Raw genomic sequence first — 16,771 nt, 5'->3', positions numbered from 1 at the left:
GATTTGTACAATAATGATGTACTATTAAAGTGCAGGATCAACCCGCTTATTTGTGTCTTTCTATGACTTATACCATTAGAACTCGTGATCCTCAATCGCTTGAGTTTTCGAGTACGCCGACTTCTAGGCCAGCGTTGACCTCGGTCCAGATCTCCAGAGGTATTGCTGCTTTGGCGATCGTACTGTTCCACCTAAGTGGAGCAATCGCCGCGCCGAAATATTTTGGCCAACCGCTTTTCAGCTATTACTTCCAGGCTGGTTCTGCGGGTGTGAATTTCTTTTTCGTTCTTAGCGGATTTATCATCACTTATGTACATTTTTCTGACATCGGCAAGCCTTCCAGGTTGTACCTGTATATTTTAAAACGTTGTTCACGTATTTATCCCCCATATTTGGTCATACTTGTCTCAGTTTCTGTAATTGCATTGTATGTACCTGGCGCATCAGAGTCTTTTCCAAAAGAGATTTCTGTAATTGCCAAAACGCTACTTCTTTTTCCGCAGGATCCTGCCGTTGTTGGAGGTACTGGTGCTCCGATTATAGTTGTAGCGTGGTCTCTTCAATATGAGGTGGTTTTCTATTTATTTTTTGCAATACTGATAGGCGGGTGGATGAGCGTTGCCCTGATTGGGGCAGCTGTGGTTGGATACTGGGCTCTTGATCTGCACTTTACGATTGCGTTTCTAAACGGGTACTTTATCACCCTTTTTGGACTCGGAGTTATTGTGGCACTATTGGTGCGCGCTCGTTATTTTAAGCCAGCGGCCGCGCCGGCTGTCGTTCTGGGCGCCGGCGGAATGACGTTAATGGTGATGTTGGTAAGCGTCAGCGAATTCTTTTCGGGGCCGGAATTCGATCTGCACAAGGACCCTGGTGGAATCCTTGCTTTCGGACTTTTTTCAAGCCTCCTCATTTTTGGACTGGTATCAAGAGAGCTTGCTGGGTGGAGGCCAGTCTCTGGCGCTGGGGAGTTGCTAGGGGATGCGTCCTATGTTCTATACTTAACTCATTTCCCAGTCATCAGTGTAATGTGCAAGTTAGCCAAGAAGGCGGGCTTGTCCGGTTTTGCAGGTGCGACGATCACATGGCTTTTAACCCTCGCTGTTTGTATTTTTGTCGCAATATTATTTCACTTTGTTGTTGAAAAGCCTCTGCATGCGATTTTCCGCGTTAAGGCAAAAACCTGAAGGGTTTTGCTATTTTAAGCCTCGATCAGGGGAAGGCTTTTTTTAACTGTGCCGCAGGTTCCTTCGAATGTTATTTGGAGCAGCATGGGCGAACGTCGCCCGGCAGAAAAGCAAGAGCCTTAATGAAGCTGCGGCCATAGAAAGCAGTAGACCGGCTTTCCCTGCGCGGTTCCTCGCTTCCTGATGTTGGTTCGCGCATAAGCGGCCCAAACGTCCTTGTCACCGTAAACCTGCAGAAGGAGAGGAAGAGCTCATCGACATAACGGACGAGTGCGGACCCGATTTTGATGTTTCAATCATTCTGCGCAACGGCCCCTTGCTCTCAAATGGTCCAGATCGGCAACGCGCTATAAGGGCCCAGCTTGACACTTGCATCTGCCTTTCTAAAGGCACAGCGCGTCTTTGGTGTTTTCTCAGTGGGCGACGCCTGTCTTGGCCCTTCATAGGCAGCATCCAAATGTCGATAGCGAGATGTTGATTGCTCCTCGCCAATGCCAGCGCTTGCTACACTGGCCGGCGTCGCGGACATCCGGTCTCAGAACATGAGAGTCGGCGATCGTAAGATGCTCGAAACCAAACGCCTGCGAATCGGGCCCGCCGGTGAAGTGTTGACCTTGAAGAGCTTGAGCGGAGCGCGTCTCGGTGGCTACGGACCAAGAGCTGACTAGAACGCAAATCGCGCAGAATATAGCCTTGCAAACATGATGGTTGAAACCCAGTATGGTGAACCGACGGATTTCCGCGTGGCCGAAGTTCGCATAATTCGATTCTCTTTTAGAACGACAGCTAGGACATTTAGAACGGCAGCTAGGATACGTGGCGGTCCTGCAGGCGCGCAAGTCGCGCAATTTTTCGCAGTGCCATGGGTCGGAAAAGGCCTGACGTGAAACTCGCGGTTTCGAAGCTTGCACCACCCAAGGGCCCGATCCTATACCGATATCCCGTATCAGCCACGCTTTGTAACATCTGAATAGGCCATGCCCGAATTGACCCTACGACGCCCTCGGCTGGAGGCGGTTCCCGCGCCAAGCTTCAAAGACAAAGTGAGGCGGTTGCAATGGCGCATTGTGGAAGCCACACTGTACAGATGGTCGCCTGTCCCAGTTCATGGTTGGCGGTGCTTTCTGTTGCGGCTATTTGGCGCCGCTGTAGGTAGGGGTGCTCATCCTTATCCAACAGCGCGCATTTGGGCACCGTGGAATCTGCGGCTTGGTGCTGCGAGCAGCCTCGGGCCCGGGGTGAACTGCTATTCGGTCGGGTCGATTACAATTGAGGATTACGTGACCGTTAGTCAAGGTTCTCATCTCTGCGCCGCAACGCATGACTATCGCGATCCTGCCTTTGCGCTGGTCGTTGGCGCAATCCAGATTGAGGCGGGCGCTTGGGTGGCGGCTGAGGCGTTCATCGGCCCTGGCGTGCGCGTGGGGCGCCGCGCTGTTGTAGGCGCGCGTTCGGTCGTCACTAAAGACGTCTCTGATGGAGTTGTGGTAGTAGGCAATCCCGCTCGTCAGATTAGTCTACGGTAGCGTAGGTATAATGGTCAATCTGACATGAGCAATGATGATAGTAGGGCACCGATCGCGATTCACGTCGTTATTCTGACCTTAAATGAGTCGATCCACATAGCCCGCTGCATAGAGAGTTGCAAAAATCAGGTTGAAAGCGTCACTGTCATCGATAGCGGCTCAACCGACGGGACGATCGAAATAGCTGAAAAGCTAGGTGCGGAAGTAATTAGTCACCCTTGGAAAAATTACGCGACACAGCTGAATTTTGGGCTCTCCGCCCTCGTTACCAGGGGCGGTTGGCTTATGCGTATCGACGCTGATGAGGTGCTGGATCCCGCAACGCCATGTTCGCTTTCTGAAACTGTTTCGCAAGTTGGAGATGATTGCGATGGCATACTCGTGCAGCGCCGAATCTATTTTCTTGGCCGCCGCATAAGGTATGGAGCAATCGAGCCTAGTTGGCAGCTTCGGCTTTGGCGCAATGGCCGAGGGCGGTGCGAACAGCGCTGGATGGACGAGCATGTGATAGTGAGCGGAAATGTCCAAAAATCAGGCGTGATAATTTCGGATATCAACCTGAATTCCTTAACGTGGTGGACGGCAAAGCATAATCAATATGCCTCTCGGGAGGCTATTGATTTGCTGAATGCACGATTCAAGTTTCTAAGAATAGACAAGCTGCCAGCTTCCGGTTCCAGCCCACAGGCCCGTGCGCGGCGCTTCCTCAAGGAAAAGGTTTATCTTCGAACTCCAGCCGGTGTTCGAACGATTGCCTACTTCCTCTACCGATATTTCGTGCGCCTTGGATTTCTCGACGGCAGGCCTGGGTTCTATTTTCACGTCTTGCAAGGGCTTTGGTATCGCGGTTTGGTTGACGCCAAGATTTTCGAAATAGAAGAACTCGCAAAGCAAAAGGGTGTGCCGATAGCAAAAGCTATCAAAGATCGTACGGGCTTTGTTGTGGATGAAAATTAAGCGGATTCCTGACTTTGGGTTAAGGCAGATCTAGGATAGTCAAAATGATTCAACTAAATAATCTAGAATATCTCTACGATTCTCCTGATGCGAATGATTCACATAGTATTTTATTACCTGCCGTTGATAAAATAGTGGAGGAGTTTTCTCCCGCCAGCATCTTTGATCTGGGGTGCGGCAACGGCAGCGTTGCAAAGCATCTCAGTGACAGGTATGTGGTCACTGGAATAGACCCGTCAACGTCTGCCGTAGCGATGGCTAACAAAGCCTATCCCAATATCAGGATCGAAAGCGGTTCGGCCTACGACGATCTGCGCGCTCGCTATGGCACTTTTGACCTGGTCCTCAGCCTTGAGGTCGTGGAGCATCTCTACGACCCAAGAGCATTTGCCAAAAATGTTTACGAACTCCTCAATCCAGGTGGCACAGCCGTCATTTCGACACCTTATCACGGCTATTTTAAAAATTTGGCATTGGCTGTCACCGGCCGGTTGGACTCCCATTTCTTGGCTCTGTGGGATGGAGGCCATATTAAGTTTTGGTCTATCCGAAGCCTTGGCATGCTACTCAACGAAGTAGGGCTAGAAGTTTTACGTTTCGAGCGCGTGGGTCGTATTCCTGCTCTTGCCAAGAGTATGATCGCGATCGCGCAAAAGCCTAGGTAGGGCGCTATGGGCCGGTGAAAAATGGCAGCTTATGCGGACTGCAGGCCCACCCCGCTCCAGCCTTCAAGTTTTGTCGCCGAGTTGGTGACTCAACCCTCGGCGGGTGCTCACAACCAAACTCTCTAATTAAGGGGTGCTTATGACCGAGCGGATCGTCAGTTATGTCATGAGCGGTGGCATTGGCTCCCGCCTATGGCCGCTGTCGCGCGAGGACAATCCCAAGCAGTTCCATGATTTTTCGGGCGATGGCTCGATGCTGGTCAAGACCTTGCACCGGCTGACGGCGCGGCCGAAGGGCGAAACGCCGGTCTTCCTGATCGCCTCGGAGCGGCACGCCGACCGCGTTCACGCCGATCTCGCCGGCCTCGACCTTTCCGGCGGTGGCCCGTTGTTCGAGCCGACCGGGCGCAACACCGCCGCCGCCGTTGCCCTGGCGACTCTGCGCACCCTGTCCGAATTTGGCGACAGCCTGGTGCTGGTGGTGCCGTCCGATCATGAGATTACGACCGCACGGCAATTCTGGCAGAGCGTGGAAAACGGCACCGGCGCGGCGCGTGCGGGCCGGCTGGTGGTGTTCGGCATCAAGCCTAGCCAGCCGGAGACCGGCTACGGCTATATCGAGGTCGCCGGCGAGAAGGATGGCATCCATGATGTCTCGCGTTTCGTCGAAAAACCGGACCTCGTGACCGCGCAGAGCTATGTGGCGGCCGGCAATTTCTACTGGAACACCGGCATCTTCCTGTTTCGCGCCAGCGCCATGCGCGACGCCTTCACTGCTTTCGAACCCGAGATCTGGAAGGCCACCGAAATTGCCTATCAGGCCGCGACCTCAGATCTTTCCGGTCTCTACATGCCTCTGGAACTCTACGCCGCCATTCCCTCGACGTCGATCGACTATGCCATCATGGAGCGCGCAAGCCACATCGCCATGGTGCCGGCCGGCTTCCGCTGGAACGATCTCGGCTCCTGGCAGTCGCTGCTCGATGTCGGTCCCTCCGACAATGACGGCAACGTCATCGTCGGCGATGTCGTCGCCATCGACTGTGAGAACTCCTATATCCGCAGCGACAGTCGTTTGCTCTCGGCCATCGGCTTGAAGGACGTTGCCATCGTCTCGACCGCCGATGCCACCTTCGTCGCGCCGGTCAGCCGCAGCCAGAACGTCAAGAAGATCGTCGAGCAACTCGAAAAGAGCGGCCGGCTGGAAACCAGGTTCACACCCGCCGGCGATCGCGTGATCGAAAGCGGCGCCTGGCGGCGCCGTGTTCATCACTGGCTGTTCGAAGAGACGGTGCCACTTTGGTCCACGGTCGGGGTCGATGAGCGCCATGGCGGGTTTCATGAGGCGCTCGGCTTTGACGCCACACCGCTGAAGAAGCCCAAGCGCATGCGCACCATGGCCAGGCAAGTCTACGCCTTCGCTGTCGCCAAGGCGCGCGGCTGGGACGGGCCTGCCGACCGGCTGATCAGCCACGGCCTCGAATTCATGGCCAGGAACGGCCGCACCGACAATGGCGGCTGGGTGCGTACGCTTAATGTCGACGGCACGGTCGCCGACCCCGCCGAGGATGCCTACGATCATTCCTGCGTGCTCCTGGCGCTGGCGCATGCTCATATGGTCGGCAATCCTGATGCATTACGGCTTGCCGAAGAAACGTTTTCGTTTCTCGACGCGCATCTCGAGGATCACCGCATGACCGGCTTTCTCGAAACGTCGAGCGGCGCGGGCGACCGGCGTTCCAACCCGCATATGCATCTGCTCGAGGCTTTCCTGGCCTGGCATCAAGCGACCGGCGAGCTCGCCTATCTTCGCCGCGCCGCGCGCATCGTCGATCTGTTTCGCAGCCATTTCTTCGATCCGGAAAGCTGGACGCTGGGCGAATATTTCGACGCCGAGTGGAGGCCGGCGGAGGGCGAGAAGGGTACATGGACGGAACCCGGCCACCATTTCGAATGGGCCTCGCTGCTGGTCGACTTTGCCGGGCGCAGCGGCCAGAGTGAACTGACCGGCTTTGCCAGAAAGCTCTATGCCTCGGCCATCGCCAACGGCCTCAATCGCGCCACCGGCCTCGCCTATGGCGCCGTCTCGCGGCAAGGCCTGCCGCTCGACCTTGTCTCGCGCAGTTGGCCGCAGGCCGAAGCAATCAAGGCGGCGATTGCACTCGACGGTTCAGGCGGCCCCGACCTCAAGCCCGAGATCGAAGCGCGTGTCGGCCGCCTCTTCCGTTGGCACATCAATCCGGCACCGCTCGGCCTGTGGATAGACCGGATCGACGAGCGCGGCCGCTCGCTGGCGACCGATGTGCCGGCAAGCATCTTCTACCACCTGGTCTGTGCGCTGACGCAATATCTCGACACCACCGTCGGCGAGCCTCAGTAGAGCGCCCCGCTTGGACACGCAAAGACGCTCTAACATTTTGGCCCTGCGCATGCCCCCTTTCTGGAAAACCGATTCCAATTTCCGGGCGGTAGGGCGGTAAGGCGGAATAGAAAATCTCTTGATTGAAATAGGCCAATGTTTTCGTGCCAATCATCGACCAGGCGACGGCGCGGTCGTGCGGATGTTCCGCTAGAGGCAAAGAGACGCGTGCCTGGACGCGGCGGGAGTGAGAATTTTTGTCGTTCAAGAAAATAAGCTTGCTGGCACTCGTTGCCTTGGCGTTTGCGGTTGGCTTCTTTGTCATCATCGTGAAAAAAGGAACGCCTGTTCGTCCGCCAAAGCCGCAAGCGGCACTTGAGCCGTTTGACGGCAAGCTTTCCATCCAGGCAGTCGATGATCTTCGCGTCGCCGGCCGCAAGATTGTGTTGTGCGGCGTGGCGTTTACCAAGCCGGGATCCATGCGTGCCATGGTAACGGAGGCGGCGCGCCGGGACTACCAAGGGGTCGCCCTGACCTGCAAGCCAGTCGGCATGGGGACGCCTTGCGACGGCAATGTCGCCGCAAAGTTTGGTGATGCCATCGTTGTGCAATGCCTCACGTCCGATGGCACGGATTTGGCCGCGAAACTTGCCGAGAATGGCATCTTGTGCGGACAGCCCGCGCAGGCGGGTTCGACCTACAAATCTTGCTTATCGGGTTCGTAGCTCACGGCTTCGCTAACTGCCCTCGCGTCCGTCATTCCCACGAATCGCGACTGTCATAAAACGAAAGGCAGGATGTGCGACAACGCCCCACGTCAAACAGAGTCGACCATAATCCCTGTACGAAGCCCGGCGCAATGGCGGCCATCAAAGGCCACGAAATAGACTTGCCTTTTCCGACAATTTCGACAGGGGCCGGCAGCAAAAATGGTAGATTCAAAGTTGGCAACTGAGTGTGTCCAATGAAACACAGGGGCAACCAAAAAGTCATCTCGCAAATGCGAAACATGTTGGAATCAAAGTAGAAAGCTGTTACGCGCTTCTATACCTTGGTGATCGGGCGGGGCTGAGGTACGGCGGGACAAAAAGGATCGAAACGAATGAACCTTATAGTTAAAAGTGCGTTAGCCGGAGTTGTCGCCTCGATCGGTTTCGGCCCGGTTTCGTCTTTCGCCCAAGACGCGCCATGCACATGTACGACAGCCTATCAGGCAGCAGCGAATTCGATTGGTTCCATCGGGCACGCCAATGGCGACGTGATGGTTTCGCAAGCGGCTGGCTATGGCCCGGCCAAGGCGGGAAATGCTCTGAATTTCGGCAGCCGCATAGTGGTCGGTGCTAAGGGATCGGCTTCGGTCAATGTCGGTGGCTGCAACCTGGATGTGCCTGCGAATTCAAGCCTCGACATTTCCCGTGTCGAGAACAATATCTGCCTGAAAGTCGTGGGTTCCGAGCAGACGGCTGCCGCCGTTAGCTCTGAGCATACGGGTCAGATTCCCCCGGGCGGCAACCAGTCCAACACTCCGTTCTATATTTTTGGGGGCATGGGTCTTGGCTCTGGTCTCCTTGCTGCAACGCAGGATGATGGCCGCGCCGTTAGCCGTTAGGCTCAGTTAAGGTAATACAGCAGAGGCATGTGACTGCCTCTGTTGTATTGTATTGCCGGCGCCTCTGTGCCGTAGCCTTGGCGCATCGGTTGGAGTCGGGATTGATGGAGTTCGTCAACCATACCGCTCTATTGATTGAGTTGAAGCTGAATGCGCTTCGTGCTGGGCGAGTTCGTCTCGCGCCGCTGGGCGGCGCTGTGACAGGTGGCGCGGCAACGCTGATCGTTAACTTGCACGCAGTCAGCGAATAGCTTGATTCTGGCATCTACCGCATTGCATGAACTTGCTAAACGCGTCATTCGCTATCGTGCGGATGGCGCATTTACCTGTTATCCGGGAGAAGTTGCTACGTTGCTTCAATGTGGCCACAAACGCCAATGATCGACCTGCATTCCCACATCTTGCCCGGTCTTGACGACGGCTCGCCCAGTCTTGCTGAGTCGCTGGAAATGGCGCGGCTGGCGGTGGCAGATGGAACGACGCATATGGCGTGTACGCCGCATATCGTGCCAGGCATGTACGAAAACGGATCGGCAAATATTGCCCGAGCGGTTCAAGGGTTGGAGCAGGCTCTACGCCGCGCGGCAATACCGCTTGCTCTTTACGTTGGGGCCGACGTGCATATAGCGCCGGATCTTCCGGAGCAATTGGCGCTAGGTAGCGTGCCGACCTTGAACAGATCTCGTTATTTTCTATTCGAACCGCCGCATCACGTTCTGCCGCCAAGACTGGAAGATCTTGCTCTGCGCCTCATAAACGCCGGGTTCATCCCGATTCTTACCCATCCTGAGCGGCTGACCTGGATCAAGACGAATTACGATGTTGTCGAGAGGTTGAATGCAATCGGCTGCCTTGTTCAGCTTACCGCAGACTCGATTGTTGGTGCTTTTGGACGCACAGCGCTCTACTACTCGGAAAAGCTGATTGACGAGGGCAGGGTGGATGTTATCGCATCGGACACCCATGGCGCCACCCGCCGGCGTCCTGGGCTTACGCAGGCCGTCGCCGCGGCGGCGAAGCGATGTGGGGAAGACGAGGCCCGCAACATGGTGTTGAAACGTCCAGGCGAAATATTGGCGAACCGGCCTCTCGAGCCGGTCGGAAAGGCAGGCTCGAAAAAGCCAAGCCCCGGCAACGTCGGTCGCTTTGCGGGATTGGGTCGCTTGTTGAAGGGTGGGACAGCGTAATGGGCGTTTTTCATTTCGCAAAAAGTTGCTTGGGCACGATATGTGTCTTGCTCGCTTCGCTCTCGATGTCTGCCTGCACGAGCACCTCGTCGACGGCATCGTCTTCGCCGACTTCGGTCGATGCGCTGCAACTGTCGTCATCGTCGGCGCCGCTTTCGGGCGGCGGCGCCCTGCAGGTCGTAAAGGACCTGCCTGCGCCGCAAAACACCGGGAACGGCAACGAGCAGCCGTTATCTCCGAACGATGTGATCGAGGTGAATGTGTTCCAGGTCGACAATCTGAACAGAACCGTTCAAGTCGACGCCGGCGGGCAAATTTCGCTTCCACTTATCGGAACCGTCACCGCGGCAGGAAAGACCGTCCGTCAGCTGGAGCAGGAAATCGAAACGGCCTACGGCGCCAACTATTTGCAGGCGCCCGATGTGTCGGTCTACGTTAAGGAATCGATCGGACAGCGCATTACCGTCGATGGCGAAGTCACCAGGGCCGGTATTTTTCCGGTGTCGAGCAATTCCTCCCTCATCGACGCGATCGCCCTTGCTGGAGGGTTCAATGCCGTTGGAGACGCAAAAAAAGTCTTTGTTTACCGCAATATCGGCCCAAACACATTGGTCGCAAATTACGATGTGGAGCAGATTCGCGCCGGCAAGAGCCGCAATCCACGCATCTATGGCGGCGACAAGATTGTCGTCTTCGCCTCGAAATCGAAAATTGCGCTGAACAATCTCAAGGACGCCCTCGGTGTCGCCTCGAGTGCAGCGCGAATTGCGGTGATCCCGGGAATATAACCATGGCCCGTCAGAATTCAGGATTTACAGACAAACCCAGGATTACTTCGCACCATGCTCGATCGTAACAGTCAGCATCAAATTGCAGGCCCAGGACATGGCCAAGCCTTGTCCCCCGATCTGTATTATGACGGTGCGCAAAACTATAGCTCGTATGGTCGCGATTATTCGGAGCAGGACGAGGGCTTCAATCCGCTCAGGCTGCTGTTTTACGTTGTCCAGTATCGGTGGCTGATCGTGATGATGGCTGCCGCTGGGCTAGTTGCCGGCGTCGTTGTTACCATGATGCAGACGCCAAAATATCGGGCAACAACGCAATTGGAAGTGTTGGTTCCTTCGGCCAAGGTCTTCCAGGACATTGAGGTGGTTTCTGAAAGCAGCGATCTGCGGGCCTTTCAAACCGCCCGTGAAAAGCTCAAAAGCCGCGCGCTGGCACAACGCGTGGTGTTCCAACTGGGGCTCAGCGAAAAGCCGGACTTCCTGTTTCCGACGCCGAGCTTCTCGCTTAGCAATATTTTCTATCGTGCGTTCGGAATTTCTAAATCGCCTTCCATCGAAGAGAAAACCCCAGAGGAACGTGAGAGGATTGCGATCGGTCGCGTTCTGAATGACCTCACGGTCAATCTTGTCACCAACACAAGCCTGCTGTCGATTACGTTTGCCGACCAGAAACCGAAATATGCAAGTGATGTAGCCAATCAGGTCGCGCAAAGCTTTATCGACCAGCGCCTCGATCAGACCAGCGAGACTTCAGACCTGGCACGGCAGTTCATCCAGGAACAGGTTTTGCAGGTAAAGCAAAAGCTGCAGAAATCCGAAGAAGACCTGGTCGCCTATGCAAAGGATGCGGGCATCACGATTACCGGCGATGAAAAATCGCTGATTGGGTCGAATATCGAGGCCCTGAACACCGCCCTCGCGACAGCAATCCAGGAACGTCTCGATGCCGGACGGATGGTGGACCAGATTGACAAAGGTCGCGGGTCGAGTCTCGGCCCAGTCTTGGAAAGCGAAGGCCTACAGAAGATCACCGACAAACTGGCGGATTTGACCAGCCAGTATCAGCAGAAGTTGGGCATATTGAAGCCTGGCTTTCCAGAAATGCAGCAGCTTCAGGCGCAGATCAAGGAGCTGCAACGGCTTTATAACAATGGCGTTTTGACCATAACCGATTCGTTGCGGCAGAAATACCAGGAAGCTCAGAACAAGGAGGCCGACCTCAAGTCAAAACTTGCCGAGATGGAGAAGCAGCAGGTCATCTTCAACGATAAAAACATCAAATACACGATCCTGAAGCGCGAGGTTGATTCAAACAGGTCTCAGTATGACAACCTTATTGCCAAGCTGAACGAGGTCGGTGTCAGCTCTGAACTCAAGACACAAAGCGCGGCAATCGTCGATTTCGCGACACAGCCTGGCAGTCCTTATTCTCCGCGTGTGAGCATCAATCTTGCGATCGCTCTGGCCCTTTTCTTAGCTCTGAGTGCATCAATTATTTACATTATCGAGTTGTTGAACAATACCTTTACCAACCCTGAGCAGATCGAAAAGGAACTGGGATTGGCGATGCTCGGCATCTTGCCGCTTGTCGACGACCGGGAACTCATAGCCAGCATCACCGACCAGAAGTCAGGACTGTCCGAGGCCTACCGTTCGCTTCGAACTTCGTTGCAGTTCTCCGGCGCCGAGGGTGCGCCGCGATCGCTGCTGGTCACGAGTTCGGAGCCGTCGGAAGGCAAGTCGACCACCTCGTTCAAGCTCGGGCAGGATTTTGCAGCGCTCGGTGCGAGGGTTCTCATTGTCGACGGCGATCTTCGAAAGCCGAACCTTCATCGGCTGTTTGGACTCGACAACACAATCGGACTGAGCAATCTGCTGACGAACACCGTCCGCAAGGAGGATCTGGCAAGCATTTTCAGAGCGACGAAATATCCTAATGTGACCGTCCTGACCTCTGGAACGATCCCGCCGAACCCTGCTGACCTGCTCTCTTCGCCGAAGATGGCGCTGATCATCACGAATCTCGGCAAGCGCTTCGATCTTGTCATAATCGATGCCCCGCCGATCGTCGGCCTTTCAGATGCCCCCATTCTCAGCCGGCTTGCCGAGGGCACATTGATGGTCATCTCTACCAACCAGGTGACACGCAAGTCAGCGAAGACGGCGTTGAAGCGCCTGCGAGCTGCCGGCGCGAACGTGGTCGGAGCCGCGATGTCGAAGTTTGCGGTGAACAAATTCGACTACAACTACGCCTACAAGTATATGAATTACCAATATTACGACTACGGCACCCCGAAACTTGAGGGCAAAGTCGATGACGGAGCAGACCAGCCCGCTTATGCGAAATCTCCGGCGTTCAGGCGTTTGGTTCGTCGCATCCGTTCTAGTGTTGGCGGCTTCGTCGATCGGGCTAAGTCGGTTTCTTGAAACCGAGACGCCAGTCGTTTCCCTCGCGCTGGATCCGTTGAACGTCAATGCCTTGATAAGCGAAATCACCGACGATCTGAACGACGCAACCAACGATCCTGATCTCGATGCGTTGCTCGCCAAGGCCGAAGGCGCGCTTCGCTTCGATCTGGCAGATGCACGTCTCTACAGCTTGATTGGCGAGATCAAATACCGACAGGGCAAAAAAGAAGAAGCCTATGAGTTCTTCGATCAAGCTCGAAAGTTATCCAAGACCGAGATCCACGCGCTCCAGAGGTCGATAGGCCACTCGATCGAGACAGGCGATCTGTCAAAGGCTGTCGGCGAGATCGATATATTGCTACGGCGATGGCCAGATCGATTTCCGGCCGTCGCCGAGGGTCTGCCGACAATCCTCTCGAGCCCCGATGGATACCAGGCCGTCCTGGCAGCCATCAAGGCGGAGGCACCTTGGAGAGCTAGTCTGTTCGCGGCTCTCGGCAAAACCCCCGCGGGGCTTAAGTCAGCAGATCGACTGCTGCTCGATTTGACTGGGTCAAGCGCGCCGCCAAAATCGAGCGAGTTGTCCCGGGTGATCTACGAACATATTCGTCAGAAGGAATATGAACAGGCCTATCGGTTGTTTCTTTTCAGCCTGTCTGATCAGGAACGGAAGTTGGGCGGGTACATTTTCAACAGTACCTTTGAACCGGTACCCAGCGGTAAACCTTTCGATTGGCAAATCGGCGAGCAGTCAGGTTTGGAAGTTACCTTTGTAACATCCCAGGATGCGGTCGAAGGTGAGGGTGGAGCGACGGTTCGCTTCCTGAACACGCCCGTCAAGAACGCTTCTCTTCAGCAGTATATTGAACTCCCTCCAGGTTCGTACAAGATTTCTCTGAATGCCTCTGCAAGGAACCTGAAACTTCCAAAGGAATTGTTCTGGTCGATCAGGTGCATGGGGCCTGCCGGCGAAACAGCGCGGTTCAAAATTCCTGAGGGTACATACAATCGTCAGGCCCTTAGTCAGGATTTTTCGATTGGACCGGCTGGGTGCCCCATGCAATTGTTACGGCTGGAGACGGCCGCCATTGCTGAGAGCTGGCGATTTCGCTACGTCGGTACGTTGGTAATGCACAAATTGAGCATCGAGAGACTTTCATCTTGAGCGACCGGCCATCGGAATGGGATAAATATCTCCTCGGATCGGTTCTGTTTACATCGCTGCTGATAGGCGGAGGGACTGCAAGCGGCCTCTATACGGATACGCTGGTTCAGGTTGCGGCAATCATCTCGGCGGCGACTGTTTTTTCGCAGACTTCTGGCCCAAGAATCCCCCATTCAATTCTGTGGCTGCTTATCTTCGCTGTGGCATTGGTGATTTTACAAATCCTCCCGCTGCCTGCCGTCATATTCAACGGGTCGCGACCAGAGTTGTTGCTTGGCGATCCATGGCTGGCGGGAGAAACCCGATCTCGCTTCGTCAGCGTCGGAGTCGGCCGAACGATCGAGTGTCTGTTGTATCTGGTGGCGTCAGCCGCGTTTTTCTTGAGCGTATTGCGTTTGCGCACCGAGCAGGTTCAAGGGCTTCTGCCGTTCTTTTTTATGGGCGTTATCTGCAATGGGTTAGCGGGAGCGATTCAATATTCGCTCTCTGACGACATCGCCATAGAGGGATTGTTGCCTTTTACGATCAACGCCGGGCTTTTTGCCAACCAGAATCATTTTGCGGCTTTGCTTTTTGTTTCTATCCCCTTCGTCGTTTATTACGGTCTGTTCCGTGGACATCTCTTGTCAGGATCGCTCGGACTGGTCTCGCTTTTGCTGCTCCTTCTGGCTGCCGGTTCGCGTGCTGGTGTTCTGATTGGGTTGGCGATCACCGTACTATCCATCGTCTTTCTTTCAGCGCGTTCCAGGGTGAGTGGATTGAGCATCCTGGCGATTTTCATCGGGCTCTCGGTCTACACGATAGGCGCGTGGACGAAGATCGATGCAAAGGTGCTTGATCCGGCTTTCGGGCGAGGAGAATTTGCGCGAACCACTATCGAGGGAATCAAAGAGAATTTGGCGACTGGCGTTGGGTTTGGGAATTTTCAAAAAGCCTATCAGATATACGAAAAAGAGGAGATGATATTCGAGAAATATGTCAATCATGCTCACAACGATTATCTTGAGATAGCCTTTGAGGGCGGATTTATAGCTATTCTGCTGATGGTGGTTTATTTCGTTTTACTGTTTGCGGCACTTGCCAGAATTCGCCGCGATCCACTTCAAAAGGCAGCTTTTCTCTCGGTGTCGTTTCTTCTCATCCATTCACTGGTTGATTACCCGTTACGGACCGAAGCCCTTGCAATGACGTTTGCCTATATGAACGCAATTATCTTTCACAAAGGATTTGCAGAGCGTCTGGCCCAGAAGAGCGAATTGATCGAGATCGACCACAACGGTGACAAATTATTTGTTCCCATCGGAACTTCGTCCCAGCGACGTCGTCCCGAAGCTTCGTGACTGAAATGGTTTCGGTGCGCTCTCTGATGTGTCGTAGACGATCGACAGGGCCGTCTCAGGCTAGGTGTTTGATCCCAGGCTTTGATGGGGCATCCTTGTCCTCCGAAATCAAGGGATGCACTATAGGCCAGGTTCTTCATGGGAGCGCCACGACGACAGAGGCGGTCCGTCGAGCGATAAAGCGAGATTAAAAGAACGCTTTCGCGGGACCAACTGAATGCAAAAGCGTTACCATTCGGCCCTTCATCTCAACACGCAGGGGGGCACTTCCGCATGTCGTTTCTACGCTAGTTGTCTCATTGTCCGACTGCCAAGGATTGATAGCCATCACAACGCAGTCGTCCTGCCCTACAACGATTTTTCGTACCAGCGGCAGCCTCTTGCTCCACAGATCATAGGTCGGAGTATCGACCACCAAAGTTCCGCGACCTATCAGTTCGGAAAGCTTCGAAACCCGCGCGAGTGATCGCATATATCGGTCAAAAACAGCATAGGGGGCTAAGTCGGGACGATCATCATTTGGTTCCCAGCCCCATAGAACTATTCCTTTTGCCCCGCTGAACCAAGGAACGATCGCCATCGCCTCAACCAGCCAAGGGTCGATTTCCCTGTTTTTTTCCCACTTGTTCGCGTTGTGATAGCGAAGCCACTCAAACGCATAGACGGGTCTGTTACCAAACTGCTTGGTGCGCGTATAGTTTTCCTCGACATTAGCGGCCATGTAGAAAACGGAATCAGCCGTCGGATAGAAGGCGTAGATGCTGGCGATATAGTAATCGACGTACCGATCAATATTTCGCCATAGCTCCAGGTCGGTAGCGTGAGAACCATCGATCTGACTGGCGCTCTTACCAGCGATGCCCCAGAAATCACGGCGGAAAGGTTGAACTCCGTACAGCCCTACAGGGGTCTGCGGATAGATCTCTTTCGTCCATTGCAGCGGAAGTGAAAACCAAGTCGACCACTCTTTGAGGTAGTCCTTCTCAAATTCCGGAAACGAACTGGCCCCAGATAGCTTACGTGTTTGCGCATTCTCCCAAGCCGCCTCCGCATCGTTGGAGTACGGAATTTCGATGTCGTGGAAGAAGATGCCTTCCGGTCTGCGCGCTTCGATATTTCGGCGCACAATGCGCTCAAAAAACGGAGGCTTCGCCCATGGATTGGCTAGAGCACTCTTTGCAAAGTTCGCGATATTTTCCTTCTGCTTTCCAGGATAGTCAGCAAAGGTGTTCAGAGCGGTGGAGAGCTGGAACCCGTGAGCCACCGCCTCCTTGCGATGTCTCTCACTCTGACTGCCACCCATAGCCCAGAAAACTGACAGCCCTCCACGCATTTGGACGGTAGGGATATCTATCCAGGGCGTTCGTTCTTCGGTAGAGCCACCATCCCGAGAGAGCATCGAGAGTAGCACTCCAAACGCGACCACGATTGATTTCATCTGCACCCAACCTTAACTCGGTAGTAGCGGACAATCCGAGTTGAAATGCCACTCGTTGTGACCGAGGTCAACTCCGCAAATGCCGCGATAGAAGGATGATCCTGCCGCAGTGCATCGATTAGATTCGGCATCGCGGCTAGG

Annotated in this window: 14 protein-coding genes; 12 read left to right on the top strand and 2 right to left on the bottom strand. The window is 54.7% G+C overall.

Annotation, left to right across the window (positions count from 1 at the left end; genetic code table 11):
• Positions 1–62: 62 nt before the first annotated feature.
• The 8 genes from CIT26_RS09450 (at position 63) to CIT26_RS09415 (ending at position 9,490) form a co-directional block, all read left to right on the top strand.
• The gene (locus CIT26_RS09450; protein ID WP_095492330.1) at positions 63–1,187 is read left to right on the top strand and encodes an acyltransferase family protein; all 1,125 of its coding nucleotides are present in this window, start codon (positions 63–65) and stop codon (positions 1,185–1,187) included.
• 1,550 nt (positions 1,188–2,737) lie between these two features.
• The gene (locus tag CIT26_RS09440; RefSeq protein ID WP_206072742.1) at positions 2,738–3,670 is read left to right on the top strand and encodes a glycosyltransferase family 2 protein; all 933 of its coding nucleotides are present in this window, start codon (positions 2,738–2,740) and stop codon (positions 3,668–3,670) included.
• Between the two features lie 44 nt (positions 3,671–3,714).
• Positions 3,715–4,335 carry a class I SAM-dependent methyltransferase gene (locus CIT26_RS09435; RefSeq protein WP_095492328.1) on the top strand — a complete coding sequence of 207 codons (621 nt, stop codon included), beginning with the start codon at positions 3,715–3,717 and terminating at the stop codon, positions 4,333–4,335.
• Positions 4,336–4,474: 139 nt separating this feature from the next.
• Positions 4,475–6,715 carry an AGE family epimerase/isomerase gene (locus CIT26_RS09430; protein ID WP_095492327.1) on the top strand — a complete coding sequence of 747 codons (2,241 nt, stop codon included), beginning with the start codon at positions 4,475–4,477 and terminating at the stop codon, positions 6,713–6,715.
• Positions 6,716–6,951: 236 nt separating this feature from the next.
• A complete protein-coding gene (locus CIT26_RS09425; RefSeq protein ID WP_095492326.1) occupies positions 6,952–7,419 on the top strand; it encodes a hypothetical protein in 468 nt (155 codons plus the stop codon).
• A gap of 377 nt (positions 7,420–7,796) precedes the next feature.
• The gene (locus CIT26_RS09420; RefSeq protein ID WP_095492325.1) at positions 7,797–8,303 is read left to right on the top strand and encodes a hypothetical protein; all 507 of its coding nucleotides are present in this window, start codon (positions 7,797–7,799) and stop codon (positions 8,301–8,303) included.
• A 101-nt stretch (positions 8,304–8,404) separates the two neighbouring features.
• Positions 8,405–8,554, top strand: a complete 150-nt coding sequence (locus CIT26_RS36490) for a hypothetical protein (RefSeq protein ID WP_167391341.1) — start codon at positions 8,405–8,407, stop codon at positions 8,552–8,554.
• Positions 8,555–8,680: 126 nt separating this feature from the next.
• Positions 8,681–9,490: a tyrosine-protein phosphatase gene (locus CIT26_RS09415; RefSeq protein WP_095492361.1), complete on the top strand. Its 810-nt coding sequence runs from the start codon at positions 8,681–8,683 to the stop codon at positions 9,488–9,490.
• Between the two features lie 10 nt (positions 9,491–9,500).
• On the opposite strand, the gene CIT26_RS37445 is transcribed toward CIT26_RS09415, so the two are convergent.
• Positions 9,501–9,710 carry a hypothetical protein gene (locus tag CIT26_RS37445; protein WP_245319301.1) on the bottom strand — a complete coding sequence of 70 codons (210 nt, stop codon included), beginning with the start codon at positions 9,708–9,710 and terminating at the stop codon, positions 9,501–9,503.
• Here CIT26_RS37445 and CIT26_RS09410 point away from each other — a divergent pair.
• From CIT26_RS09410 to CIT26_RS09395, 4 genes are read left to right on the top strand one after another with little or no spacing between them, the layout of a single operon-like run.
• A complete protein-coding gene (locus CIT26_RS09410) occupies positions 9,616–10,278 on the top strand; it encodes a polysaccharide biosynthesis/export family protein (RefSeq protein WP_280951103.1) in 663 nt (220 codons plus the stop codon). The genes CIT26_RS37445 and CIT26_RS09410 overlap by 95 nt on opposite strands.
• Positions 10,279–10,332: 54 nt before the next feature.
• Positions 10,333–12,705, top strand: a complete 2,373-nt coding sequence (locus CIT26_RS09405) for a GumC family protein (RefSeq protein ID WP_095492323.1) — start codon at positions 10,333–10,335, stop codon at positions 12,703–12,705.
• On the top strand, positions 12,593–13,852 hold the full coding sequence (locus CIT26_RS09400) for a tetratricopeptide repeat protein (RefSeq protein WP_167391340.1): 1,260 nt from the start codon (positions 12,593–12,595) through the stop codon (positions 13,850–13,852). Before CIT26_RS09405 ends, CIT26_RS09400 begins: the two co-directional genes overlap by 113 nt.
• On the top strand, positions 13,849–15,192 hold the full coding sequence (locus CIT26_RS09395) for an O-antigen ligase family protein (protein WP_095492322.1): 1,344 nt from the start codon (positions 13,849–13,851) through the stop codon (positions 15,190–15,192). Before CIT26_RS09400 ends, CIT26_RS09395 begins: the two co-directional genes overlap by 4 nt.
• Before the next feature lie 187 nt (positions 15,193–15,379).
• Here CIT26_RS09395 and CIT26_RS09390 read toward each other — a convergent pair whose 3' ends face one another.
• Positions 15,380–16,630, bottom strand: coding sequence for a hypothetical protein (locus CIT26_RS09390; RefSeq protein ID WP_143747810.1), 1,251 nt, complete (start codon positions 16,628–16,630; stop codon positions 15,380–15,382).
• Between the last annotated feature and the right edge of the window lie 141 nt (positions 16,631–16,771).

The organism is Mesorhizobium temperatum (genome assembly GCF_002284575.1).
Classification (GTDB): domain Bacteria; phylum Pseudomonadota; class Alphaproteobacteria; order Rhizobiales; family Rhizobiaceae; genus Mesorhizobium; species Mesorhizobium temperatum.
This window is presented reverse-complemented; position numbering and strand designations above follow the sequence as displayed.